General features: G+C 70.5%; 20 protein-coding genes. 4 read left to right on the forward strand and 16 right to left on the reverse strand.

Features of this window, described 5'->3' with window-relative positions:
* Window positions 1-27: 27 nt before the first annotated feature.
* From FDO69_RS21125 to nsdA, 3 genes are all read right to left on the reverse strand, one after another.
* On the reverse strand, window positions 28-366 hold the full coding sequence (locus tag FDO69_RS21125; protein ID WP_003993253.1) for a P-II family nitrogen regulator: 339 nt from the start codon (window positions 364-366) through the stop codon (window positions 28-30).
* Window positions 363-1,703, reverse strand: a complete 1,341-nt coding sequence (locus FDO69_RS21130; RefSeq protein WP_104781430.1) for an ammonium transporter — start codon at window positions 1,701-1,703, stop codon at window positions 363-365. Before FDO69_RS21130 ends, FDO69_RS21125 begins: the two co-directional genes overlap by 4 nt.
* A 339-nt stretch (window positions 1,704-2,042) precedes the next feature.
* Complete coding sequence (gene nsdA / locus FDO69_RS21135) at window positions 2,043-3,539, reverse strand: transcriptional repressor NsdA (protein ID WP_104781431.1); 1,497 nt, start codon at window positions 3,537-3,539, stop codon at window positions 2,043-2,045.
* 444 nt (window positions 3,540-3,983) lie between these two features.
* On the opposite strand from nsdA, the gene FDO69_RS21140 reads away from it, so the two are divergent.
* Window positions 3,984-4,646: a bifunctional DNA primase/polymerase gene (locus FDO69_RS21140; protein WP_104781432.1), complete on the forward strand. Its 663-nt coding sequence runs from the start codon at window positions 3,984-3,986 to the stop codon at window positions 4,644-4,646.
* Between the two features lie 109 nt (window positions 4,647-4,755).
* Here the strand turns inward: FDO69_RS21140 and ftsY are convergent, their stop codons facing one another.
* The gene (gene ftsY, locus FDO69_RS21145) at window positions 4,756-5,955 is read right to left on the reverse strand and encodes a signal recognition particle-docking protein FtsY (protein ID WP_104781433.1); all 1,200 of its coding nucleotides are present in this window, start codon (window positions 5,953-5,955) and stop codon (window positions 4,756-4,758) included.
* 151 nt (window positions 5,956-6,106) lie between these two features.
* Between ftsY and FDO69_RS21150 the strand changes: the two genes are divergently transcribed.
* On the forward strand, window positions 6,107-7,078 hold the full coding sequence (locus FDO69_RS21150; protein ID WP_104781434.1) for an LLM class flavin-dependent oxidoreductase: 972 nt from the start codon (window positions 6,107-6,109) through the stop codon (window positions 7,076-7,078).
* A 136-nt stretch (window positions 7,079-7,214) separates the two neighbouring features.
* On the opposite strand, the gene FDO69_RS21155 is transcribed toward FDO69_RS21150, so the two are convergent.
* From FDO69_RS21155 to FDO69_RS21170, 4 genes are all read right to left on the reverse strand, one after another.
* Window positions 7,215-8,633 (reverse strand): sugar porter family MFS transporter, encoded by a 1,419-nt coding sequence (locus FDO69_RS21155; RefSeq protein WP_104781435.1) that lies wholly within the window; start codon window positions 8,631-8,633, stop codon window positions 7,215-7,217.
* Window positions 8,634-8,856: 223 nt separating this feature from the next.
* On the reverse strand, window positions 8,857-12,459 hold the full coding sequence (gene smc, locus FDO69_RS21160) for a chromosome segregation protein SMC (protein WP_104781436.1): 3,603 nt from the start codon (window positions 12,457-12,459) through the stop codon (window positions 8,857-8,859).
* Between the two features lie 214 nt (window positions 12,460-12,673).
* Complete coding sequence (locus FDO69_RS21165; protein ID WP_030852030.1) at window positions 12,674-12,877, reverse strand: hypothetical protein; 204 nt, start codon at window positions 12,875-12,877, stop codon at window positions 12,674-12,676.
* 378 nt (window positions 12,878-13,255) lie between these two features.
* On the reverse strand, window positions 13,256-13,537 hold the full coding sequence (locus tag FDO69_RS21170; RefSeq protein WP_031108009.1) for an acylphosphatase: 282 nt from the start codon (window positions 13,535-13,537) through the stop codon (window positions 13,256-13,258).
* 161 nt (window positions 13,538-13,698) lie between these two features.
* Here FDO69_RS21170 and FDO69_RS21175 point away from each other — a divergent pair, with 161 nt between their 5' ends.
* The gene (locus FDO69_RS21175) at window positions 13,699-14,826 is read left to right on the forward strand and encodes a CAP domain-containing protein (RefSeq protein WP_104781437.1); all 1,128 of its coding nucleotides are present in this window, start codon (window positions 13,699-13,701) and stop codon (window positions 14,824-14,826) included.
* A 271-nt stretch (window positions 14,827-15,097) separates the two neighbouring features.
* The gene (locus FDO69_RS21180) at window positions 15,098-15,496 is read left to right on the forward strand and encodes a winged helix-turn-helix transcriptional regulator (RefSeq protein WP_104781438.1); all 399 of its coding nucleotides are present in this window, start codon (window positions 15,098-15,100) and stop codon (window positions 15,494-15,496) included.
* Here the strand turns inward: FDO69_RS21180 and mutM are convergent.
* From mutM to FDO69_RS21220, 8 genes are all read right to left on the reverse strand, one after another.
* Window positions 15,486-16,346 carry a bifunctional DNA-formamidopyrimidine glycosylase/DNA-(apurinic or apyrimidinic site) lyase gene (gene mutM, locus FDO69_RS21185; RefSeq protein ID WP_104781439.1) on the reverse strand — a complete coding sequence of 287 codons (861 nt, stop codon included), beginning with the start codon at window positions 16,344-16,346 and terminating at the stop codon, window positions 15,486-15,488. The two genes, FDO69_RS21180 and mutM, sit on opposite strands and share 11 nt — an antisense overlap.
* Window positions 16,347-16,447: 101 nt before the next feature.
* Window positions 16,448-17,296, reverse strand: a complete 849-nt coding sequence (gene rnc, locus FDO69_RS21190) for a ribonuclease III (RefSeq protein ID WP_104781440.1) — start codon at window positions 17,294-17,296, stop codon at window positions 16,448-16,450.
* Window positions 17,297-17,303: 7 nt separating this feature from the next.
* Window positions 17,304-17,477: a 50S ribosomal protein L32 gene (gene rpmF, locus FDO69_RS21195; protein WP_003951102.1), complete on the reverse strand. Its 174-nt coding sequence runs from the start codon at window positions 17,475-17,477 to the stop codon at window positions 17,304-17,306.
* 2 nt (window positions 17,478-17,479) lie between these two features.
* Entirely contained in the window at window positions 17,480-18,130 is a 651-nt protein-coding gene (locus FDO69_RS21200; RefSeq protein ID WP_104781441.1) for a YceD family protein, read from the reverse strand.
* 127 nt (window positions 18,131-18,257) lie between these two features.
* Window positions 18,258-19,406 carry an ATP synthase F0 subunit B gene (locus FDO69_RS21205; protein WP_104781442.1) on the reverse strand — a complete coding sequence of 383 codons (1,149 nt, stop codon included), beginning with the start codon at window positions 19,404-19,406 and terminating at the stop codon, window positions 18,258-18,260.
* Window positions 19,407-19,527: 121 nt separating this feature from the next.
* Window positions 19,528-20,007 carry a pantetheine-phosphate adenylyltransferase gene (gene coaD / locus FDO69_RS21210; RefSeq protein WP_104781443.1) on the reverse strand — a complete coding sequence of 160 codons (480 nt, stop codon included), beginning with the start codon at window positions 20,005-20,007 and terminating at the stop codon, window positions 19,528-19,530.
* Between the two features lie 26 nt (window positions 20,008-20,033).
* The gene (gene rsmD / locus FDO69_RS21215) at window positions 20,034-20,621 is read right to left on the reverse strand and encodes a 16S rRNA (guanine(966)-N(2))-methyltransferase RsmD (RefSeq protein ID WP_104781444.1); all 588 of its coding nucleotides are present in this window, start codon (window positions 20,619-20,621) and stop codon (window positions 20,034-20,036) included.
* 79 nt (window positions 20,622-20,700) lie between these two features.
* Complete coding sequence (locus FDO69_RS21220; RefSeq protein ID WP_104781445.1) at window positions 20,701-23,943, reverse strand: helicase-related protein; 3,243 nt, start codon at window positions 23,941-23,943, stop codon at window positions 20,701-20,703.
* Between the last annotated feature and the right edge of the window lie 186 nt (window positions 23,944-24,129).

The following is a 24,129-nucleotide window of genomic DNA, read 5'->3' on the forward strand; positions in this document are numbered from 1 at the left end:
CTGTTCCGTTGCCTGCCTCGAGGGTCTTCAGAGCGCGTCGGGACCGCGCTCGCCGGTCCGGACCCGTACGGCCGTGTCGACCGGGATCGACCAGACCTTGCCGTCACCGATCTTGCCGGTGCGGGCCGCCTTGACCACGACGTCGATCAGCTGCTCGGCGTCGTCGTCCTCGACCAGGACCTCGATGCGGATCTTGGGGACCAGGTCGACGGTGTACTCGGCGCCCCGGTAGACCTCGGTGTGGCCCCGCTGACGACCGTAGCCGCTCGCCTCGGTGACCGTCAGGCCGTGTACGCCGAAGGCCTGGAGGGCCTCCTTGATCTCGTCGAGCCGGTGCGGCTTCACGACGGCGGTGATGAGCTTCATGCGTCCACCTTCTTGCTCGCGGCTGCGGCGACGGGGGCCGTGACGGCCGTCTTGGCGGCACCGCCACCGGCGCCGCTGAAGTCGTATGCGGTCTCGGCGTGCTCGGCCTGGTCGATGCCGGCCACCTCGTCGTCCTCGGTGACCCGCATGCCCATGGTCTTGTCCAGGATGAAGGCGAGGATCGCGGAGACGATCAGGGAGTAGGCGAGGACCGCGAAGACACCGGCGCACTGCTTCCAGAACTGGGTCAGGCCGCCGCCGTAGAAGAGGCCCTCGGCCGTGGACTGGCCCTTGCCGCTGGCGAAGAAGCCGATCAGCAGGGAGCCGAGGACACCGCCGACCAGGTGGACACCGACGACGTCCAGGGAGTCGTCGTAGCCGAACCGGTACTTCAGGCCGACGGCCATGGCGCACAGCACACCGGCGATGGCGCCGACCGCGATCGCGCCGAGCGGGGTGACCGCGCCACCGGACGGGGTGATGGCGACCAGGCCCGCGACCGCGCCGGAGGCGGCGCCCAGCGTGGTGAACGCGCCGTGGCGGATCTTCTCGTAGATGAGCCAGGCCAGCATGGCGGCGGCGGTGGCGATCTGCGTGTTGACGAACATCAGCGCGCCGACGCCGTCGTCGTTGCCGAGCCAGGAGCCGGCGTTGAATCCGAACCAGCCGAACCACAGCAGACCGGCGCCGAGCATGACCAGCGGCAGGCTGTGCGGGCGCATCGGGTCCTTCTTGAAGCCGACGCGCTTGCCGATGACGAGGATCACGCCGAGCGCCGCGGCACCGGCGTTGATGTGGACCGCCGTACCGCCGGCGAAGTCGATGACGCCCAGCTCGAAGGCCCAGCCGCCGGCGCCCCAGACCCAGTGCGCGACCGGGAAGTAGACGACCGTGGCCCACAGGGCGATGAACAGCGCCCACGCGCTGAACTTCACCCGGTCCGCGAGAGCACCGCTGATCAGGGCGGGGGTGATGATCGCGAACATCAGCTGGAAGACCATGAACACGAACACCGGGATGGTGTAGCCGGGCCACAGCTCCGTAAGGCCGATCTTGTCGAGGCCGAGCCAGTCGGAGTTCCAGCCGATGAGGCTGCCCGAGTCGGTGCCGAACGCCATGGAGAAGCCGTACAGCACCCACAGGATGGTGACGATCCCGAGGCTGATGAAGCTCATCATCAACATGTTCAGGGTGCTCTTGACGCGAACCATGCCTCCGTAGAAGAAGGCCAGGCCCGGCGTCATGAGCATCACCAGGGCGGAACAGATGAGCATGAACCCTGTGTTCGCGGCAGACAGCTTGGGCGCTTCTGCGGCAAGGGTGATGGCTGGTGCCATCGGCGTCTCCTCGTCATTGGTACGGCCCCGTGCGGGCGAAGCCTCGAGCGGAATGAGGGGTGGGCCGGTTATGCGCCACGAGATTGACGCAGCGCGGTTTCCGTCGAAGCCCCTCGTTGTTTCGCGACCGTGACGAAGGCGCCTTCTGTGTTACGCGTCGATGAACTGCCGGATTGCGGGCGAGCCGATCGTTATCGTGGCGCAACCTTCGGCTTTCAGGCAGCCGTGGGCGCACAGACCGGCCGCGGTCGGCCTTCCGATGACCTGGCATGGGGGAGCCGAGTCGGGCAGTTCGGGAGGGCCGGCCACGGCCGGGGTTCAGGGAGGTCGGACGGCTTCTCAGACCGCCTCGGCGGTCTCGGGCAGTTCCGCCGCGAGCCGCTCGGTGAGGTCGACGACCTCACCGAGGTCGCCGAATTCGCGGGCGGCGGTGTCGACCGTCTTCCGGATCCGGGTGTTGACGCGCTCGGAGCGGACCTTCTTGGCGACCTGCATGGCCTCGGTGGCGAATACCGTGCTCCGCTCGGGCTCGCGCTGGAGGAGGTTCACCGTGGCCATGCCGATCAGGTTCAGTGCGTACGACCGCTGGTGCTCGCCGTCCTCGGCGAAGAGCTTCACAGCCCGGTTCATCAGGGGCTCGGCCAGCGAGGCGTACGTGGGGCTGCGGCCCGCGACATAGGCCAGGTCGCGGTAGGAGTGGGAGTTCTCGCCGTGCAGCTCGGCCTCGGAGAAGAAGCGGATCCAGTCGGGGTCCGGCTCGTCCCACTCGTCGGCTTCGGAGAAGGTGTCCTCGGCCATCCGCACCGCCCGCTTGCACTTGCCGGGCTGCCCCATGTTGGCGTAGGCGCGGGCCTCCATCGCATACAGCATCGACTGGGTGCGCGGACTGGCGCAGTCGCGGCTGCCGTACTGCGCGAGGTGGATCAGCTCCAGCGCGTCGTCGGGCCGACCGAGGTGGATCATCTGGCGGCTCATGCTGGACAGCACGTACGAGCCGAGCGGCCGGTCACCGGCCTCCTTGGCGGCGTGCAGCGCGAGGACGAAGTACTTCTGGGCCGTCGGCTGGAGCCCGACGTCGTACGACATCCAGCCGGCCAGCTCGGCGAGTTCGGCGGCGACCTTGAACAGGCGTCGGGTGGTGGACTCCGGCTGGGGCTCCTGGAGGAGGTCCGTCACCTCGTGCAGCTGTCCGACGACCGCCTTGCGGCGCAGGCCTCCGCCGCACTGGGCGTCCCACTGCCGGAACATCACCGTCGTGGACTCCAGGAGGTCCAGCTCCGGCTTGGAGAGCCGGCCGCGGGCACGCCCGGAGCCGCCCGTATGACCGGGCTCGGAGCGCGGGGCCGGGGGCGAGGGCACGAGCCAGCGCTGGATGGGCTCGATGAGGGCCGGGCCCGCAGACAGGGCCAGCGAGCTCCCGAGGAAGCCGCGCCGCGCCAGCATGAGGTCGCTGCGCGAGAACTCGCTGAGCAGGGCCACGGTCTGCGGGCCCGTCCAGGGCAGGTCGACGCCGGTCGCGGAGGGCGACTGGCGCGCGGTGCGCAGGCCCAGGTCCTCGACGGAGACGACGACGCCGAAGCGCTCGGAGAACAGCTCGGACAGGATCCTGGGGATCGGCTCGCGGGGGTTCTCGCCGTCGAGCCAGCGGCGCACCCGCGAGGTGTCCGTGGAGATGTGGTTGGCGCCCAGCTGCCGTGCCCTGCGGTTGACCTGGCGGGCGAGCTCGCCCTTGGACCAGCCGCTGCGCACGAACCAGGAGGTGAGCAGCTCGTTGGGGCGCTTGTCAGCGTGCGTCGCGCTCGCAGCGCTCGTTCCGCTTCCGCCGTTGCCGCTCACTGGAACGCCCCCATCCCTGAGACCACTTGTCGCCGAGTGCGCCAAGCCCTATCAGCATGCCGCTTCGTACGGCCCTCCGTCCGGCCCTTGTCACCCTTCGAACGGAATGACGACTTGCCTCCGGCATACCCACGAGCGCATGTGCCCCCAGGGCTCGTGCACACAGAGTAATCCTACGATCACCCGTCCAGCCACGGCTCACACGGAAACGCCACCATTCGCCACCCCTTCGAATGAACTCACGTACGCCTGGGCGCGATTCACTTGACACAGCACAACCAAGAGTGGGTGCAGCGATGCACTTGGGGGCGCGCGCCGCCGGACGCGCCACCCGGGGCACATCCGGGCGCCGAGTGGGCGGGCCGCCATCGGGAAGGCGGAAACAGAGAGTCACGTACCGCGTCCGCTGCGTAACCACCGGGCGCCGGACCCGTTGGAGGGGGCATGGGGTTCACGATCGGCATCAACCGTGGCATGCGCGACATCCGGTCCGGCTCACGCCGCCGCCGCACGTCGGACGGCACGGCCGTGGCCGAGTACACCGGGCTGTGGGGCTGGGACGTGGTGCCGGGCGCCCGGGCCTCGGCCGGCGCCTGCTCCTGCGGCCGCGGCGACTGCCCCGCGCCGGGCGCGCACCCGCTCGATTTCGCGCCGGTGCTCGCGGCCGGCGCGACGCTGGACGCCGTGACCGAGACGTGGGGCGAGTTCCCCGGCGCCTCGGTGATGCTCCCGGTCGGCCGGGCCTTCGACGTCATCGAGGTGGCCGAGCCCGCCGGCTGCCGGGCACTGGCCCGGCTGGAGCGCATGGGTCTGCCCGTCGGCCCGGTGGCCGCGACCCCGGACGGCCGGGCGCACTTCTTCGTCGCGCCCGGCGCCGCCGCCGATCTCCCCGGCCTGCTGTACCGCATGGGCTGGGACGACCCTGACTCCCTCGATCTGCACGGCCTCGGCCCGGGCTCGTACATCACCGCCCCGCCCTCCGACCGCGGCGGCCTGGGCCCGGTGCGCTGGCTGCGCTCCCCCGCCCTGGACTCGGCGTGCCGGCCGCCGGAGGCCCGCCTGGTGCTGGGCACGCTGGCCTACGTGGCACACCGGTCGCGGGCCTAGTCCGTTACGGACGTACACAGCGAAGCGCCCGTCCCGATCGCGCATCGGGGCGGGCGCTTCGTGTGCGGATACGGATGTCCGGAGGTCACTCCACGGCTGAGTGGCGCACTCACTCTCCGATAAGGGCGTCGACGAACGCCTCCGGCTCGAACGGCGCCAGGTCGTCCGCGCCCTCGCCGAGGCCGACGAGCTTGACCGGAACACCCAGCTCGCGCTGGACCGCGACCACGATGCCGCCCTTGGCCGTGCCGTCGAGCTTGGTGAGCACGATGCCGGTGATGTCGACGACCTCGGAGAAGACCCGGGCCTGCACCAGGCCGTTCTGTCCGGTGGTGGCGTCCAGGACGAGCAGCACCTCGTCGACCGGGGCCTGCTTCTCCACGACCCGCTTGACCTTGCCGAGCTCGTCCATGAGTCCGGTCTTGGTGTGCAGGCGGCCGGCGGTGTCGATGAGCACGACGTTCGCACCCGTCTCCTTGCCCTCCTTGACCGCGTCGAAGGCCACGGAGGCCGGGTCGCCGCCCTCCGGTCCGCGCACGGTGTGGGCGCCGACGCGCTCGCCCCAGGTCTGGAGCTGGTCGGCGGCGGCGGCGCGGAAGGTGTCGGCGGCGCCGAGCACGACGCTCTGCCCGTCGGCCACCAGGACGCGGGCGAGCTTGCCGGTGGTGGTGGTCTTGCCGGTGCCGTTGACGCCGACGACCATGACGATGCCCGGCTTGCGGTCCTCCGGCTCGGTCTTGACCACGCGGTCCATGTCGGGGCCGACCAGCGTGACCAGTTCCTCGCGGAGCAGGGTGCGCAGTTCCTCGGGGGTGCGGGTGCCGAGCACCTTCACCCGCTCGCGCAGCCGCTCGACCAGTTCCTGGGTGGGCTGCACGCCGACGTCCGCGGTGAGCAGCGTGTCCTCGATCTCCTCCCAGGTGTCCTCGTCGAGATGCTCGCGCGACAGCAGGGTGAGCAGCCCCTTGCCGAGGGCGTTCTGCGAGCGGGAGAGCCGGGTCCGCAGCCGCACCAGGCGGCCGGCGGTCGGTTCCGGGATCTCGATCTGGGGAGCTTCGGCGGGCGGCTCCTCGACTACGACCGGAGCCGAGCCGTCCGGGAGATCCACCTCCTCGATGGTGCGCCGCGGTTCCTCCCGCGGCGTCTCGGCCTCGTCGCCGACGTGCGGCTCGGCCGGTGGGGCGGTGATGTCGGGCGCTGCGGGCGGGGGCGGGGGCAGCTGCTTCTTGCGCCGGCTGCCGACGATGAGCCCGCCGAGCGCGCCGAGCACGACCACGGCGATGACTACAGCAAGGATGACGATGTCCATAACGGGTCCAGTATCAGTCATGGGCCCCCGGGTCACCCCGCTCACACCGCCCCGCCGGGCCGGGCGCCGCCGGATCTCCACACCCCTGGATGTCTGACGCATCGTCAGCTAACGTCCCCCGGACACCCGCCCGGCGGAGGGAGACGCCCCCATGCCCGTCACGGTCGTACGCTTCAACCTCGTCGCTCCCGGGGCGACGCCCGCCCAGCTCGGTGCCCGCTACCGGGCGGCCCTGGAGATGGCCGCGTACGCCGACGACCGGGGTGTGAGCACGGTGCAGACGGAGGAACACCATGGGGCGGACAACAACTGGCTGCCGTCGCCGTTCGCCTTCGCGGGGGCCGTCTTCGGTGCGACCCGGCGTGTCGCGGTCACCGTCTCGGCGATCATCGGCCCGCTGCACGACCCGCTGCGGCTGGCCGAGGAGATCGCCGTGCTGGACCTGCTGAGCGGCGGGCGGCTGGTGACGGTCGCCGGGATCGGGTACCGGCCGCAGGAGTACGAGCTGTTCGGGGTGGACTTCGCTCGGCGCGGGAGACTCCAGGACGAGCTGCTGGAGACACTGCTGGCGGCCTGGACGGGCGAGCCCTTCTCCTACCGGGGCCGCACGGTCCGCGTCACCCCGCGTCCGTGCACCGAACCGCACCCGCTGCTCCTGGTCGGGGGCTCGTCCCGGGCAGCGGCCCGCCGCGCCGCCCGGCTCGGACTGCCCTTCTTCCCCAGCGCCCACCTGCCGGAGCTGGAGGCGTACTACAAGGAACTGCTCGTCGAGTACGGCACCGAGGGCTGGGTGATGATGCCCGCCGCCGAGACGCCCCTGCTGCACGTGGCGGAGGATCCGGACCGTGCCTGGGCGCAGTACGGGCGGCACTTCCTGCACGAGGCGCGGACGTACGCCTCCTGGCAGCCGGGCGGGATGCGCTCGGCGGTGAAGTCGGCCGCGGCGACGGTCGAGGAGCTGCGCGCGGAGGGCGTGTACCGGATCCTCACCCCGGAGGCGTGCGTGGCGCTGGGGCTGGAGTCCTGTGTCCTGCATCCGCTGGCGGGCGGGATGCCGGTGGAGGAGGGGTGGCGGAGCCTGCAGCTGTTCTGCGAGCGGGTGCTGCCGGGCCTGGATCGCTGACGTCGGCCGGAGGTCGAAGTCCGGTGCACGACAGACCGCCGCCCCGGCTCGGGCAGTGACCGAACCGGGGCGGCGGCGGGTTACGGGGAGAGGGGCAGCGGGGACTTGGCCCTTCCCCCCGAGTCGCGGGAGGGGTCTAGCCCATCTCCTCCAGGGCCTTGCCCTTCGTCTCCTTGACGAACTTCAGGACGAACGGGATCGAGAGCGCGGCGAACGCGGTGTAGATCACGTAGGTCACGGAGAGGTTCCAGTCGGCCAGCGACGGGAAGCTCGCGGTGATGGCCCAGTTGGCGATCCACTGCGCGGCGGCGGCCACGCCCAGGGCGGCGGCCCGGATCCGGTTCGGGAACATCTCGCCGAGCATGACCCAGACGACCACACCCCAGGACAGGGCGAAGAAGAGGACGAAGACGTGCGCGGCGATCAGGGCGATCCAGCCCTGCGTGGCCGGCAGCTTGCCGTCCACGAGGTGGTGGGAGAACGCCCAGGCCTCCAGGGCCAGGCCGACGACCATGCCGACCGAGCCGATGATCGCGAGCGGCCTGCGGCCGATGCGGTCGACGAAGATCATCGCGATGACGGTGCCGACGATGTTGATGATCGACGTGGTGAAGGAGTAGAAGAACGAGTCGGCGGGGTCGACGCCGACCGACTGCCACAGCGTCGCGGAGTAGTAGAACGCGACGTTGATGCCGACGAACTGCTGGAAGACCGACAGGCCGATGCCGATCCAGACGATCGGCTTGAAGAAGAAGCCGCCGCCGAGCAGGTCCTTGAAGCTCGACTTGTGCTCGCTCTGCATGGCGCCCTCGATCTCGGCGACACGGGCGTTCAGGTCGACGTCCTTGCCCTCGACCTCGGCGAGGATCTCCCGGGCGCGCTCGTGCTTGCCGACGGAGATCAGGAAGCGCGGGGACTCGGGGATGGCGAAGGAGAGCAGGCCGTAGAGGACGGCCGGGACGACCATGACGCCGAGCATGACCTGCCAGGCCTCCAGGCCCATCAGCTTGCCGCGCTGGTCACCACCGGCGGCGTTCAGCAGACCCCAGTTGACCAGCTGCGACACGGCGATGCCGATGACGATCGCGGCCTGCTGGAAGGAGCCGAGCCGGCCGCGATAGGCGGGCGGGGCGACCTCGGCGATGTAGGCCGGGCCGATCACGGAGGCCATGCCGATGGCGAAGCCGCCGACGACACGCCAGAAGGCGAGGTCCCACAGCGCGAAGGGCACCGCGGAGCCGACGGCGCTGACGGTGAAGAGGGCCGCCGCGATCTGCATGCACCGGATGCGGCCGATGCGGTCGGCTATGCGGCCGGCGGTCGCTGCGCCGACGGCGCAGCCGATGAGGGCGATGGCGATGACCTGGGCGAGGGCCGCGGAGCCCACGTCGTAGCGGTCACGGATGGCCTCGACGGCGCCGTTGATCACGGAGCTGTCGTAGCCGAAGAGGAAACCGCCCATCGCTGCTGCCGCCGCGATGAAGATGACGTGCCCGAGATGATCGGGGTGAGCCGTCCTGGCTCCTGACTGGGGTGCCTGCGCTGTGCTGGTCACGTGTACTCCTCGGGCCACCGGCAACGCTGCCGGAGGGGATCAGCCCTTCGAGGTGCCACCTGAAGGTACCTGAAGGTAAAAGGAACGTTGCCGAGACTATGCCTTCAAGTTTCGAAGTCAATAGGTCAGCGACTGAGAATCTGAGGCAGGAATGTGGGGGCAATGTGTTCAAGTGTTGAAGTCATGAAGAGGCGCAGGTGAGGCCGGTGTAACGCACACGCATCTAGCGGAGACGCTGGCTGATGACCTTCGACACACCGTCGCCCTGCATGGAGACGCCGTACAGCGCGTCGGCGACCTCCATGGTGCGCTTCTGGTGGGTGATCACGATCAGCTGGGAGGCTTCCTGGAGCTCCTGCATGATCCGGATGAGGCGCTGGAGGTTGGTGTCGTCGAGGGCGGCCTCGACCTCGTCCATGACGTAGAACGGGCTGGGCCGTGCCTTGAAGATCGACACGAGCATCGCCACCGCGGTCAGCGACCGCTCCCCGCCCGAGAGCAGCGACAGCCTCTTGACCTTCTTGCCCGGCGGGCGCGCCTCGACGTCCACGCCCGTGGTGAGCATGTTGTCGGGGTCGGTGAGGATCAGCCGCCCCTCGCCCCCGGGGAACAGCCGGCTGAAGACGCCCTCGAACTCCCGGGCCGTGTCCCGGAAGGCCTCGGTGAAGACCTGCTCGACGCGCTCGTCGACCTCCTTCACCACCTGCAGGAGATCGGCCCGCGTCTTCTTCAGGTCCTCGAGCTGCTCGCTGAGGAACTGGTGGCGTTCCTCCAGTGCCGCGAACTCCTCCAGGGCGAGCGGGTTCACCTTGCCGAGCTGCTGGTAGGCACGCTCGGCGGCCTTCAGCCGCTTCTCCTGCTCGGCCCGGAGATACGGCTTGGGCCGGTTGCGGGGGTGCTCCGGGTCCTCCGGCAGCTCCTCACCCTCGGCGGGGGGCGAGGGCGGCACGAGCTGGTGTGGTCCGTACTCCGCCACCAGCCCGGCCGGTTCGACACCCAGCTCCTCCAGCGCCTTGGTCTCCAACTGCTCGATGCGCAGCCGCTTCTCGGCGCCGAGTACCTCGCCACGGTGGACCGAATCCGTCAACTTGTCGAGCTCGCCTTTGAGATCACGCCCCTCGGTGCGGGCGCGGGCGAGTTCCTGCTCGCGGCGGGCCTTCGCGGCCTCGGCGGCGGTGCGCTCCTCGTCGGCGCGGGCCAGGGAGACCTCGACGTGCGCGAGCAGCTGCCGGGCACCGGAGCCGACGGCCTCGGCGACGGCCGCCTCGTGCCGCAGCCGGGCCCGTCGCTGCTCGGCACGCGCGCGTGCCTCGCGCTCCGCGCGCGCGGCCCGGTCCAGGGAGTCGGCCCGCCCGGCCAGCGCTTTGACCCGTTCCTCGTGCGTACGGGCCTGGAGCCGGGCCTCCATCTCGGTCTGGCGCGCGTTGGCACCGTCGGCGGCGAGCCGGTCCCGTGCGGAGGTGTCGGGCTCCTCCTCCATCGGCATCTCCTCGGCGACGGCGAGCCGCTCGGCGAGTTCCTCGACCTCCTGGAGCGCCTTGTCCAGGGCATCCTGCGCCCGGGCCGCCGCGGCGGCGGACCGCTCGGCCTCCCCCGCCGCGCCTCGTGCCTGCCCGGCGAGGCGGCCGAGCTGCTGGGCGACGGCCGACCTCTCCCGGTCGCCGGCCCGGCGCCGCTCCCCCAGCTCCTCGACCAGGGCGGCACATTCCCTGCGCCTGTCGACCGCCGCGTGCTGCGTCTCGGTGAGCGCCTCGCAGCGGACGGCCAGCTCCTCCAGCTCGGCGGCGGCCTCGTCGACGGAGGCCTGGACTTCGAGGAGGCTGGGGGCGCCGGCGGAGCCGCCGTGGGCGAAGTGGGCGCCCAGCAGATCGCCTTCGGCGGTGACCGCGGTGAGGTGGGGGTGGCTGTATACGAGGTCTTCGGCGTCTTCGAGGGTGCCGACGACGACGATTCCGTGGAGCAGCCGGCGGACGGCCGGCATCAGGTCGGAGGGGCCGCGGACCAGGTCCGCGGCGTAGGTGTGGCGGGCGTCTGCAGGGCCGTTGTGGCTGGTCGCGCCCCGCGGCGGAGCCGCAGATCCACACAGCCCCGCGCCCCTGAGGGCGTCATCTCCTGCCAGGAGAAGGGTGGCCCTGCCCCCGTCCTGTTTGCGGAGGAGCCGGATCGCGTCGGCCGCGGACGCCGGGGACGTGACCGCGATGGCGTCCGCCGCCGCCCCGAACGCGGCGGCCAGGGCGACCTCGTGGCCGGAGGTCACCGTCAGGAGCTCCGCCGCCGGGCCGAGCAGGCCGGAGATGCGGTCCTTCGCCGCGAGCAGTATTCCGGTGCCGTCCTTGCGGCGCAGGCCCATAGCCAGGGCCTCGTGGCGGGCCTGGGTGGCGGCCCGCTTCCGTTCCGCCTGGGTGGCGGCCTCCCGGGCGGCCGTGAGGGCGGCCTCGGCGTCGGTGAGCTGCTGCTTGGCCGACTCGTGCTGTTCGGCGAGGTCGGCGTCGCCCGCGTCGAGGCCGTCGACCTCGGCCTTGAGGGCCTCGTACTCCTCCTGGGCGGCGACGGCACGTTCCTGCGCCTCGTCGCGGGCGGCGGCCAGGCGTTCGATCTCGGCCTGGGCGGAGGCCGCGCGGGAGCGGGCGGCGTTGACCTGGCCGCTGAGGCGGGCGAGGCCCTCACGCCGGTCGGCGATGGCACGGGCGGCGTCCTTCAGGCGCCGTTCCTCCTGGGTCAGCGCGCGCTCCAGCTCGGCGCGGTGGGCGACCGTGTCCTCCAGGGCGCGTTCGGCCGCCTCCAGGGCCGCCTCCAGCTCGGCCTCCTGCTCACGGATCCGGGCGGCCTCGCGCTCCATGTCCTCCGGGTCGCGTCCGCGGCGCTCCTCGGGGGGCGCCGAGGTGGCGCTCTTCACCCGGGCGTCGGCCAGTGAGATGGTGCCGCGCACGCGCTCGGCGAGCTGGGAGAGCTCGTACCAGGTCTGCTGGGCGCGCTGGAGTCGCGGCGTGAGCCGGCGGACCTCGTCCTCCAGGAGGGCCTCGCGCTGGAGCGCCTTGCGCAGCTCCTGCTCGGCGGACTCCTTGCGCTCCTTCAGCGCGGCCTCGTCGGCGATCTCGGCCTTGAGGGCCTCCCGGAGCCGCACGAGGTCGTCGGCCAGCAGGCGCAGCCGGGCGTCGCGCAGGTCGGCCTGGATGACGGCGGCCCTGCGGGCGACGGCGGCCTGGCGGCCGAGGGGCTTGAGCTGGCGCCGGAGCTCGTCGGTGAGGTCCTGCACGCGCGCGAGGTTGGCCTGCATCGCGTCCAGCTTGCGCAGCGCCTTCTCCTTGCGCTTGCGGTGCTTGAGGACGCCGGCGGCCTCCTCGATGAAAGCGCGCCGGCCCATGGGGTCGGCGTGCAGCACGGAGTCGAGCTGGCCCTGCCCGACGATCACATGCATCTCGCGGCCGATGCCGGAGTCGGAGAGGAGTTCCTGAATGTCGAGGAGACGGCAGGTGTCGCCGTTGATCTGGTACTCGCTGCCGCCGTTGCGGAACATGATCCGCGTGATGGTGACCTCGGCGTACTCGATGGGCAGGGCCCCGTCGGAGTTGTCGATGGTCAGGGACACCTCGGCGCGGCCCAGCGGAGGGCGGCCGGTGGTGCCGGCGAAGATGACGTCCTCCATCTTGCCGCCGCGCAGCGACTTGGCGCCCTGCTCGCCCATGACCCAGCTGAGCGCGTCGACGACGTTGGACTTGCCCGAGCCGTTCGGTCCGACGACGCACGTGATCCCCGGCTCGAACCGGAGGGTGGTCGCCGAGGCGAACGACTTGAACCCGCGGAGGGTCAGGGCCTTGAGGTGCACGCCGCCGGACTCTACCGCCCGGGTGTGTCTCACTCCATGAACCCGCGGTTTCGCCACTGAACGCGCAGGGCACATCAGACGTTAAAGACGGTGAAAGGATGCGGGGGCAAAGAAAGAAGGGACGCCGACAGGGGCGTCCCTTGCACTTCTGACAACTAGGCGGTTGTGACGGGCGTCCCAACCACTGCTGTGCTGTTGTGGAGCGATGCAGTGATCAGGTGAGCGCAGGCTCCGCCTGGTGTGCGTCAACGCTCTCCATGATCCTGTCGTGAGAAGCGGCAGCCGTCAGCGCCTCGTTCTCCGCCTGGATTCGTCCGAGCTCGGATTCCAGGTCCTGGACGCGCTGCTGGAGCCGTCGCATCTCGGCGAGGAGTCGCGGGTCGGAGCCGCCGACGTAACCGAGAAGCGCCTTTGCCATGATGGATGGTCCTCCACAATGCGTGACCGACCGCTGCGGTGTGGGTCGTGAGGGATTCGCACCCGCGGTTTTGGCAGGGCCTGGAGTTGTACTGCCGTTCAGCCATGCCAAACAGCTAAGGTGCGCGGGGCTTTCAGCGTCTCACCAAAAAGTTTGACGGTCAACACGATCACGCCCCGTATTGGAGGGCGGCCCGGGCGCGCGCGGCCTGGAACGGCCGTACTGCGGCTTCTGCGGGGCCCTCGGGGCGTGGCGATCATCCTTGCGTGCGGAGCGTGGCAAGGCAAGCGGTTCCGGCAATCACCAGCAAGTTTCCTCTCCGGGCGACTGTCGGCACACCCCCCGGAGGCCACCTCGGGAGCCGTCCGGCGGGCGTGATCAGCGGATGGCGAAGCCGTCGTAGCCGCCGCGTGGTGTGTCCCAGATCTCGGTGACGCCGTCCACGCGGCCGGGCGTGTCGTCGCCCTGGAGCCACTCCAGCAGGCCCTCGCAGCCCTCGCGCCCGCCCTCGGCGACCACTTGGACACGGCCGTCGCCCAAATTGAGAGCAAAGCCACTCAGGCCGCCGATCTCCAATGCCTTGGCCCGCGTGAACCAGCGGAAACCCACACCTTGGACGCGTCCACGCACCCAGGCGACCAGTCGCACATCCTCGCTCATGACTGCAACCTAACCGCCCAAACTCTCTCCGGGCACTTCCTCCACTTGCGCCATGCGGTACCGTCCCCCCTCAACGAATCTCATATGAAACTCACACGATCGAGTGAGTTTGGTGTTGATCTCGAGGACGAGTCGACCGCCAGGACGAGGAAGGCCAGGACATGGGACGCCACCGACGCTCCGACGCCGGCCGCGCCGCCACGGGCCGCGCCACGGGAATCACCCACGCCGACGGCTTCGCGGAGGGTCACGATCCGCTGTACCCCGCCGCGGACGACGCCCCGACGATGGGCATCGCGCCCTATCTGAACCCGGAGGCGTACGCCGACAGCTACGCGAAGAGCGAGGCGTACCTGTTCGCCGCCGAGGGGTCCGCCGCGGGTGACCGCTACGGCGACACGACCGTCTTCGCGAGCGACGGTTTCACGCCCGACGGCGGCGCCCGGCGCGCCGGCTCCCATCGCCGCCGTAAGAAGGCCGCCCGGCCGATGCGCACCGGGCTGCTCGGCGTCTCCGCCGCCGTCGCCCTCGGCACGGTCGCGGTCGCCACAGGCGCGGTGCCCGGCCTCGACAACTACAAGCTCGGCGGGGGCGGCGGGGCCGACAAGGTCCAGGCCGGGGACACGCCGACGAACACCCCGGTCGAGCAGGGCGGCACCGCCGGCAGTGCCGACAGCCGGGACGAGACGTCCACCAGCCGGGACGCCGAGCGGTCCGGCACACCGTCGCCGTCCGCCTCCAAGACCTCGGCCGCGCCGACGAAGACGCCGGAGAAGCCCGAGAAGACGCAGGAGAAGACTCCGGAGAAGCAGAAGCCGGCGGCCACCCCGAGCGAGAAGCCGGAGACCACGCCCTCCCGTACGGCCACGAAGGCGCCGAGGACACCCAGCGCCTCCGCCGCCCTGTCCGGGGAGTCCGCCGCCGCGGCTCAGGTACTCAGCCTCGTGAACGAGGAGCGGGCCAAGGTGGGCTGCAGCCCGGTCGCCGCGAACAGCGCTCTGACGGACCTGGCCCAGAGCTACAGCGAGGACATGGCTGCGCGCGGCTTCTTCGACCACACCGACCCGGACGGCCACACCCCCTGGGACCGGGCCGAGAAGGCCGGGATATCCAACCTCGGCGGCGAGAACATCGCCCGCGGCCAGGCGAACGCCGCGGCCGTGATGGACGCCTGGATGAACAGCCCCGGTCACCGCGCCAACATACTGAACTGCGACTTCAAGACGCTGGGCGTGGGGGTCGAGCTCGGCTCCGGTGGCCCCTGGTGGACGCAGAATTTCGGCTACTGAGACAGCCGCAGGTCAGAGACCCAGGGGCCACCGGTGCCGGCTCGGGACCGTCACCCGATGACTCTCCCTCCTCGAAGACTCGGTCACAGGAGCAGCAGCGGAGCATGTGGCCTGCCCTCAAGGCCTCCACTCCACCTGCCGGGCCGTCTCGGGGCCGTCGAAGGGCACCCGACGACGACGGCGTGAGAAAGCCGTCACCCCATTGCCGGCTGCGCTAACTTTTGGTTAGCGCAATCTACTGGTCGGCGCTGCGCTGGCGTACGCTGGGCCTATGACCACCACCGAGGGGCTCACGGAGGGCCTCGAAGACCTCCCGTTCAACGTGTTCGCCAAGGCCTGCCCGTCGCGCGGCACGCTGGAGCACGTCACGGGCCGCTGGGGCGGCCTCGCGCTCGGCGCCCTGTACGAGGGGTCGCTGCGCTTCAACGAGCTGCGCCGCCGGGTCGACGGCGTGAGCGAGAAGATGCTGTCCCAGACGCTGCACGCCCTGGAGCGCGACGGACTGGTCCACCGCGAGGCCCAGCCGACCAATCCGCCCCGGGTGGACTACGAACTGACACCGCTCGGGCGGGACGTGGCCGAGCGGCTGCTCGCCCTGATCCACTTCGTGGAGGGCAGCATGGAGCAGGTGCTGGCCGCGCGCGAGCGGTACGACTCCGCTAAGGCGTGATCCTGGGCGGCCGCTGACACTTCGGGCAGTAGTAGCTCGACCGGTTCATCCAGGGCCGTCGCCGCATGGGCGTGCCGCAGCGCCGGCAGGGCAGGCCCTCGCGCCCGTACGCGTCGAGCGACCGGTCGAAGTAGCCCGACTCGCCGTTGACGTTGACGTACAGGCTGTCGAAGCTGGTGCCGCCCACCGCGAGGGCCGCGTTCATCACGTCCCTCACATGCCCCAGCAGCATCAGCGTGCGCGGGCGGGTGAAGGTCGCGGTCGGGCGTTCGTAGTGGATGCGGGCGCGCCACAGGGCCTCGTCCGCGTAGATGTTGCCGACGCCGCTGATCAGCGACTGGTCGAGCAGGGCCCGCTTGATCGTGGACCGCTTGCGGCGCAGCGCCTGATGGAAAGCCTCGTCGTCGAAGAGCTCGTCGAGCGGGTCCCGGGCGATGTGCGCGATGACGTCCGGCAGACCGTCGGGGGTGTTGTCGTGCAGCGAGAGGCCGCCGAAGGTGCGCTGATCGACGAAGCGGAGTTCGGTGTCCGCGGCGTCGGTGAAGCGGACGCGGATGCGCAGGTGCTTCTCGTCCGGGGCGGTGTGCGGCTGGACCAGGAGCTGGCCGCTCATGCCGAGGTGGGCCAGGATCGACTGGTCGGTGTCCTCAAGGGGCAGCCACAGGTACTTGCCGCGCCGGCTGGGGACGCCGATGCGGTGGTCCTTCAGACGGTGTGCGAAGTCGTCGGCGCCCGCGAGATGGCGGCGTACCGCGCGCGGGTGCAGTACCTCGGCCTCGGCGACGGTCCGGTGGGCGACCCACCGCTCGAGACCGCGCCGCACGACCTCGACCTCGGGCAACTCGGGCATGTCTCCCCCGTCACGGACCTGCGGATGACGCGAGCGCCCGCCCCGGGCAGGGGCGGGCGCTCGGGTGCGCTGTGCTTGCCGCCCGGTGAGGGCGGCGGCGGTCAGTCGCCGGCGCTGCCGTCGGCGACCGTCTGGGCGGCCTGAGCGGCTGCCGTCTGCGTCGCCTCGGCGTCCTTCGCCGCCTTGGCGCGCTCGTCCGCCGCGGCCCGGATGGACCGCCATGCGGACTCGGCGGCCTGCTGCTCCGCCTCCTTCTTGCTGCGGCCGGTGCCGGTGCCGTACGAGACGCCTCCGACGCGGGCGGCAGCAGTGAAGGTCTTCTCGTGGTCGGGGCCGGTCTCCGTGACCAGGTACTCGGGGACACCGAGCCCTTCGGTCGCGGTGAGCTCCTGGAGACTGGTCTTCCAGTCCAGGCCGGCTCCGAGGTTCGAAGACTTCTCGATCAGGGGGTCGAACAGGCGGTGCACGAGCTCCGCCGCCGAGTCCAGTCCCTGGTCCAGGTAGACCGCGCCGATCACGGCTTCCAGCGTGTCGGCGAGGATGGACGCCTTGTCCCGGCCGCCCGTGCCCTCTTCACCCCGGCCGAGCCGGATGAAGGAGCCCAGGTCGAGCCCGCGGCCCACTTCGGCGAGCGCACGCGAGTTCACCACCGCGGCCCGCAGCTTGGCCAGCTGGCCTTCTGGCAGGTCGGGGTGGGTGCGGTACAGCGTGTCCGTGACCACGAGGCCGAGGACGGAGTCCCCGAGGAACTCCAGACGCTCGTTGGTCGGCAGACCGCCGTTCTCGTATGCGTACGACCGGTGGGTCAGTGCGCGCACCAGAAGGGCGGACTCGAGCTTGTACCCGAGCCGCCCTTCCAGAAGCGTGTGGGACGAGGCCTGGTTGTCCGCCGGAGCACTCCCGCTCGCACGGGAAGACTTGTTCTTAGGCGTGGACACAGTGCCTCTCACCAGCCGCTCAGACCTCGAGGACCTGGCGCTTGTTGTAGGTGCCGCACGACGGGCACGCGATGTGCTGCTGCTTGGGCTCGTGGCAGCGCTCGCACGCAACCAGGGTGGGGACCGCAGCCTTCCACTGCGACCGGCGGTGGCGCGTGTTGCTGCGCGACATCTTCCGCTTCGGAACAGCCACGGCTACTTCTCCTGCTTCTCGTCGACGCCCGCTTCCGCTTCGGCGCCGCTCATCTCGTCCTTCTCGCCGTCCTTCATGGTGCCGGCGAGTCCCTGCAATGCCGCCCAACGGATGTCGACGGCGTCGTGGTGGTGGTCCGGATCGTCCGCCAGCCGCGCGCCGCACTCGGCACACAGCCCGGGGCAGTCTTCCCGGCACACCGGCTGCATCGGCAGTGCGAGCACCACCGCATCACGCAGCACGGGCTCGAGGTCGAACAAGCCGTCCTCGAGGAAGAGCCTGTCCTCGTCGTCCTCGGCGTCGTCGCCCGGTTCCGCGATCACGCGGCCCCGGTCGTCGGCGTCAGGGTACGAGAACATCTCCTGGAACTCCGCTTCGAGCTCCTGCTCGAGCGGCTCCAGACACCTTACGCACTCCCCTTCGGCCGTGGCACGGGCGGTGCCCGTGACGAGCACCCCTTCCATGACCGACTCCAGGCGGAGTTCGAGCTCCACCGGGGCGCCTTCCGGCACTCCGATGACTCCCTTGAGACCGAGGTCCTTGGGAGCGTCGACCGAGCGGGTCAGGCGCTGTAGCGCACCGGGCCGCCGGCCCAGCTCGTGCGTGTCGAACACGAGGGGGTTGCGGTGGTCGAGGCGGGCGTTCAGGGCCATTCCAACTTTCGGTCTGCTGAGCTCGGGGGCGCTGCCCTTCGTTGTTCCCGGGCAGCGTTGATCGCGGACGTACGCGCGACCGAAGAGCCAGGATACTGGACCTTTCGCTCTCGTCCCAATCCGGGGCTCAGCCCTGGCCGCGACCCTGCTCGTAGGCCCGCAACTGCTCGGCGCTGATCATGCCGGTGTCGAAGAGGCTGGTCTCGTCGAGGGCGTAACCCTGCTGGGCGTGGTGACCCTGCTGCGGCTGCTGCTGGGCATGGCCTTGCTGCGGCTGCTGCTGGGCGTGGTGGCCCTGCTGCGGCTGCTGCTGGACCTGGTTCGGGTCGTAGGCGGCCTGCTGAGGGTCGTAGCCCTGGAAGGCGTAGGGATCGGCGTGCTGATAGCCGTAGGGGTCCTGCTGGGCGGCGTAGGCCTGCTGCGGGTAGCCGCCGTACGGATCGGACTGCTGGGCGGGGTCGCCTCCCGCGGGGGCGTAGCCGGGGGCCTGGGCATACGCCGGCTGCGGCTGCCCGTAGTCCTGCTGCTGGGCGGGTCGCCCGGCCGGGGGCTTCTGGTCGGTGAGGGCGGCCAGATCGGCCAGGTAGTCGGCGTCGCTGGAGTGCTGGACGGTGCTCGCGTCGTCGGCGAGGGAGCCGAGGTCGTCGGTGGCGATCCGGCCGTGCAGCTTCTGCCGACCGCGGCCGACGGCCTCCAGGGTCTTGGCGAGGACCGCCTCGAAGGCGCCGAGCTTGACGTCGACGTATTCGTCGGCGCTGCGGCGCTGGGTCTCCGGGTCGTGGCTACGCTCGGGGGCGTCCTCGTCCTCGTAGCCCTGCTCGTCGGTGCCGGGGCCGGTGCCCAGGAGCTTCTCGCGGCCGCGGCCGACGGAGCCCAGGGTCTTGGTGAGGACGACCTCGAAGTTGGCGAGCTTGGAGTCGACGTACTCGTCGGCCTCGGCGCGGATCTCCTCGGCCTCCTGGCGGGCCTCGGCGAGGATCCGGTCGGCCTCGGCCTGGGAGCGGCGGGCGACCTCGGTGCCTGAGATCAGCGATCCGCGCTCGGCGTGCGCGCTCTCGATGATCTGCTGAGCCTCGTGGCGGGCCTGCTCGACCATCTGCTCGCGGCCGCCGATCAGCTCCTGGGCCTGGGCGAGGGAGTCGGGCAGGGCCGCGCGCACCTCTTCCAGCATCGCGAGCAGGTCGGCGCGGTTGACCACGCACGAGGCCGACATGGGCATGGACCGGGCGCCGGAGACCGCGGAGACGATCTCGTCGAGCTTCTTCTGCACGTCCACCGTGTGCTCGCCACTCTCTACAGATGCGTTGGAGACGGACGGGACGACTGTACGGCCACGAGGTCGCCCCGGAACACCGGGTGACGGGCCGTCAGACCCCGTGGGGACGCCGGGGGCCGGTTCAGTCCTTCCTCAGGCGCTCGGTGAGCTCCTGGAGGACCTCGGCCGGGACCAGGTGGGACACGTCGCCGCCCCAGGTCGCGACCTCCTTGACCAGAGAGGAAGACAGGAAGCTGTAGGTGGGGTTGGTGGGGATGAAGAGGGTCTCCACGCCGGAGAGGCCGTTGTTCATCTGGGCCATCTGCAGCTCGTAGTCGAAGTCGCTGACCGCGCGCAGACCCTTGACGATGGCGGGGATGTCGCGCTGCTTGCAGAAGTCGACGAGCAGGCCGTGGAAGGCCTCCACGCGGACGTTGCCGTACTCGGCGGTGACCCGGCGGATCAGGTCGATCCGCTCTTCGATCTCGAACAGGCCCTTCTTGGCCTGGTTGATCATCACCGCGACATAGACCTCGTCGTACAGCCTGGAGGCGCGGGAGATGATGTCGAGGTGTCCGTTGGTGATCGGGTCGAACGACCCGGGACATACGGCGCGGCGCACTTGTGATCCCTCGCTCTCCGGTCCGGTCATCGTGCGTCTTCGCACGTAGAGGCGGCGCGACCGTACCAAAACGTTCCCTCGCCGTAGCGACGGGCCCGGAGGGGTTCGAAACCCTCGGGCCACCGGAATTCACCGCCTCTGGTGCTGCGCTCCACGGTGACGAGGGCTTCTCCAGCGAGCCAGCCTTCGGTGCGGAGTGTGAGGAGGATCTCCCGAAGATCGTCGTCCGTGACGGCGTAGGGCGGGTCGAGGAAGACGAGGTCGTACGGGTCGCCGGGGGGTGCCGTGCGGATGATCTGCTCCGCTTTGCCCGATCTGACCTCGGCGCCGGGAAGTCCGAGGTTCTTCACGTTGTCGCGGACCGTGCGGACGGCTTTGGCGTCGGCCTCGACGAGGAGGGTGTGGCTCGCGCCTCGGGAGAGGGCCTCGAGGCCCACGGCGCCCGAGCCTGCGTAGAGGTCCAGGACGCGTTCGCCGTCCAGGGGGCCGCCGAGGAGGGACTGCCAGGTGGAGAAGAGGCCCTCGCGTGCGCGGTCGGAGGTGGGGCGGGTGCCGGTGCCGGGGGGTACGGCCAGTCGACGTCCGCCGGCTGTGCCGGCGATCACGCGGGTCATCTGTGGTCCTTGGTCGTGGGCGGCTTCAGGTTCATTGTGGCCGGTCGCGCAGTTCCCCGCGCCCCTCAGGGCGGCAAGCTCACCCCTTCTCCAGGTACTGCTCCCTTTCCTCGTCCAAGAGGGCGTCCAACGCGGCCCGAAGAGCAGGGAAGCCGGTCAGCTCCGGGTCGCCGGCCACGACCGCCGTCGCCTCCTCCCTCGCCTCCGCGATGATCTCCTCGTCCTCGATGACGGCGAGGACCTTCAGGGAGGTCCTGGCGCCCGACTGGGCCTGGCCCAGGACATCGCCCTCGCGGCGTTGTTCCAGGTCGATGCGGGAGAGCTCGAAGCCGTCGAGCGTGGAGGCCACGGCGCCCAGACGCTGGCGGGCCGGGCTCGCCTCGGGCATCTCGGTGACCAGGAGGCAGAGGCCGGGGGCCGAGCCACGGCCCACGCGGCCGCGCAGCTGGTGGAGCTGGGAGACGCCGAAACGGTCGGCGTCCATGATCACCATGGCGGTGGCGTTGGGGACGTTGACGCCGACCTCGATGACCGTCGTGGCGACCAGGACATGGGTCTCGCCGGCGGCGAAGCGGCGCATGACGGCGTCCTTGTCGTCGGGGTGCATCCTGCCGTGGAGCACCTCGACCTCGAGTCCCTGGAGGGGGCCCTTGACGAGCTGGTCGGCCACGTCGAGGACGGCGAGGGGCGGGCGCTTCTCCGCCTCGTCCTCCGGGGACTTCTTCTTGGCGGACTTCTTCGGGTCGTCCTCCTCGTCGCCGATGCGGGGGCAGACCACGTAGGCCTGGTGGCCGTTCTCCACCTCCTCGCGGACCCTTTCCCACGCGCGGGACAGGAAGTGGGGCTTGTCGGCGGCGGGGACCACATGGCTGGCGATCGGCGAGCGGCCGGCCGGCAACTGGTCGAGGACGGAGGTCTCCAGGTCGCCGAAGACGGTCATGGCGACGGTGCGCGGGATGGGCGTGGCGGTCATGACCAGCAGATGCGGGGGTTGTTTGCCCTTGCCGCGCAGGGCGTCGCGCTGCTCGACGCCGAAGCGGTGCTGTTCGTCGACCACGACCAGGCCCAGGTCGTGGAACTGCACCTTGTCCTCGATCAGCGCGTGCGTGCCGATGACGATGCCGGCCTCGCCGGTGGTGAGGTCGAGCAGGGCGTGCCGCCGGGCGGCCGCTCCCATGGAACCCGTGAGCAGCACGACCTTGGTGGCCCGCTCGGCCCCGCCCAGCATGCCGCCCTCGGCCAGTTCGCCCATCATCTCGACGATGGAGCGGTGGTGCTGCTGCGCGAGCACTTCGGTGGGCGCGAGCATGGCGGCCTGCCCGCCGGCGTCGACCACGGCGAGCATGGCGCGCAGCGCCACCATGGTGTTGTGGGTGACGGTGAAGTTGTCGGTGACGTAGGCATGGCTGGGGTGGGCGACGCTGATGCACTGGACAGGCTTCCGCCCCACGTACTCGACCGCCCGGATGCCGCGCCGGAACGTGTTGTACTTCGGCCTCGGACGCACGCGTTCTGCCTTGCGGGTGAGCCGGAACGGGGCGTACGCATCCGGCAGCGACACCTGCACGTTGTACGCGGTTTTCTTCGGAAACACGCGCGCCCGGCCGCCCAGAGAGCGCACGAGCCATGCGACGTCCTCCGCGAGCCGGCGTGAAGCCGAGGAGAGGGAGATGCTCATGCCGTCGGCCTGGACGGTGCCGTCCGTGTCCAGAAGCCCTTGCAGGACGGCGAGACGGTCCTTGATGGAAGCGTTCTTGAAAGCCGGGGGGACGAACTTGTCGTGGGACGTCCTCCCCCAGAGGCCCAGCTCGCGCAGGACCTGGATGACGGGATTCCGCACGCCTCCGGCACGTTGCTTGAGCTGGATCGTGTAGTCACAGTGGGACCCCTTCACCGGTACGAGCGAGCACTCAGGTGCCACTGCCGCCGCCACCGCCTCACGGATTTCGTCGTCGATGGTGGAAAGACGGAAGTTGTGCCGGAATGAACCATCCCCCAGCAGCAGCCCGATCAGGTAAGGGTCGAGGGGTAGCCCGGCGTCACCGCCGAGATCGACCGGCTGCGCAGGCGGGATGTACCACTTCGAGGACCCGTTGGCCTTGAACGTGTCGAGACGGATCTCCCGGGTCGTCATGACCTTGGGAGTCTGGCCGCGGTGCCAACCACAGCTCGTGCCGACGATCCAGAGATGCTCGTCGTCGCACTCGACGGAACTCCCGTCGGAAAGGACCAAGCGCCACACATCACGCTCACCCTGTGGGAAGACGCCATCGATCAGCCCGATGCCTCCATCCGGTACGACCACCTCGTCGCCCACACTCAGATCTCCCATGCGACGGAAGCCCATGGGTGTGAGCACCTGGGCGTCGAGGGGCTGGGCCTTGCCGGAACCCACCTCCCCTTGCAGCAGCCGGTGCATCGGGTGGTCGGTGGCCAGGTCGTCGAAGATCTCCCGGGAGACGCGCTGCTGGCCGTCGGTGAGGGTGAAGGGGAGTCGGGCGTCGAAGGCGGTGAGGAGGCCGTCGGGGGCGGGTTTGCGGGGGACGGCGGGGAGTTGGGCGTCGGCGTGCCGGCGGCGGGCCAGGGCGACCTGGAGCACGAAGGCCTCGTCCCACTTGAGGCGGGAACGGGCGTCCTCGATGTCGGCCTTGGTGTGCGGGCGGTGGATCTTGAGGAGGGCTTCGGGGAGCGGGACCAGGCCGCGGCCCTGGCGCAGGGAGTCCGGGAGCGGGTCGACGGCCTCCTGGGCGGTGGGCAGGACCGTCTGGATCGCTTTGCCGATCTTCCAGGACTCGAGCTTGGCGGTGGCGGGGTAGATCGGGATCAGGGCGCCCGCCCATGCCTCGACGGACTCCGCCGGATCGTCGTCGGTACCGCGCAGCAACTCGTAGGCCGGGTGGGCGAGTTGGAGTCGGCGGTTGAAGACCGAGACCTTGCCCGCGAACATCGCGCGGGTGCCCGGCAGGAGTTCCTTGTGGGGCTTGTGGACGCCCGCGCCGAAGAAGACCAGTTGGAGCCGGCCGCTGCCGTCCGTGATCGTGACCTCCAGGCGCTGGCCCTTGCCGCGCGGGGCCTTGGCGGAGGCGAACGTGTGCAGGCGGGCGTCGGCGACCTGCGCGACCACCGTGACGTGCTCGTCCATCGGGAGGTCGGCGAGGTGGGTGAGCTGGCCTCGCTCCTCGTATCTGCGCGGGTAGTGGTGCAGGAGGTCGCCGACGGTGAGCAGGCCGAGGTGCTCGGCCATCACCTTCGCGGTGGCGGGGCCGAGCACCGACTTCAGCGGTTGTCGCAGGGGTTCTTCCAGTGCGGGCACGAGATCCATTGCACACCACGCCACTGACAATGGCTTCCAGGCCCGCGGCCGGATCGCCGTAAAGATACCGGAAACCCCTGGTCAGGCTGCTCGCCGGGGCCTTAGGATGACGCGCTCCCGGCCCCTTCGCGGTCACCGCCCCACCGGGACCGCCCGACCCCGCGCCGTCGCGAGTCCCCCACCGGCGCCGTGATG

The organism is Streptomyces tibetensis (assembly GCF_007655005.1).
Classification (GTDB): domain Bacteria; phylum Actinomycetota; class Actinomycetes; order Streptomycetales; family Streptomycetaceae; genus Streptomyces; species Streptomyces tibetensis.

Excerpts from the sequence above, each read along its gene's own strand:
- FDO69_RS21175 (WP_104781437.1), top strand. The coding sequence starts at position 13,699 with ATGGGACGCCACCGACGCTCCGACGCCGGCCGCGCCGCCACGGGCCGC.
- FDO69_RS21180 (WP_104781438.1), top strand. The coding sequence starts at position 15,098 with ATGACCACCACCGAGGGGCTCACGGAGGGCCTCGAAGACCTCCCGTTC.
- FDO69_RS21130 (WP_104781430.1), bottom strand. The coding sequence starts at position 1,703 with ATGGCACCAGCCATCACCCTTGCCGCAGAAGCGCCCAAGCTGTCTGCC.
- FDO69_RS21165 (WP_030852030.1), bottom strand. The coding sequence starts at position 12,877 with ATGGCAAAGGCGCTTCTCGGTTACGTCGGCGGCTCCGACCCGCGACTC.
- FDO69_RS21200 (WP_104781441.1), bottom strand. The coding sequence starts at position 18,130 with ATGGCCCTGAACGCCCGCCTCGACCACCGCAACCCCCTCGTGTTCGAC.
- rsmD (WP_104781444.1), bottom strand. The coding sequence starts at position 20,621 with ATGACCCGCGTGATCGCCGGCACAGCCGGCGGACGTCGACTGGCCGTA.
- FDO69_RS21140 (WP_104781432.1), top strand. The coding sequence starts at position 3,984 with ATGGGGTTCACGATCGGCATCAACCGTGGCATGCGCGACATCCGGTCC.
- FDO69_RS21150 (WP_104781434.1), top strand. The coding sequence starts at position 6,107 with ATGCCCGTCACGGTCGTACGCTTCAACCTCGTCGCTCCCGGGGCGACG.
- FDO69_RS21220 (WP_104781445.1), bottom strand. The coding sequence starts at position 23,943 with ATGGATCTCGTGCCCGCACTGGAAGAACCCCTGCGACAACCGCTGAAG.
- ftsY (WP_104781433.1), bottom strand. The coding sequence starts at position 5,955 with ATGGACATCGTCATCCTTGCTGTAGTCATCGCCGTGGTCGTGCTCGGC.
- mutM (WP_104781439.1), bottom strand. The coding sequence starts at position 16,346 with ATGCCCGAGTTGCCCGAGGTCGAGGTCGTGCGGCGCGGTCTCGAGCGG.
- FDO69_RS21170 (WP_031108009.1), bottom strand. The coding sequence starts at position 13,537 with ATGAGCGAGGATGTGCGACTGGTCGCCTGGGTGCGTGGACGCGTCCAA.
- FDO69_RS21125 (WP_003993253.1), bottom strand. The coding sequence starts at position 366 with ATGAAGCTCATCACCGCCGTCGTGAAGCCGCACCGGCTCGACGAGATC.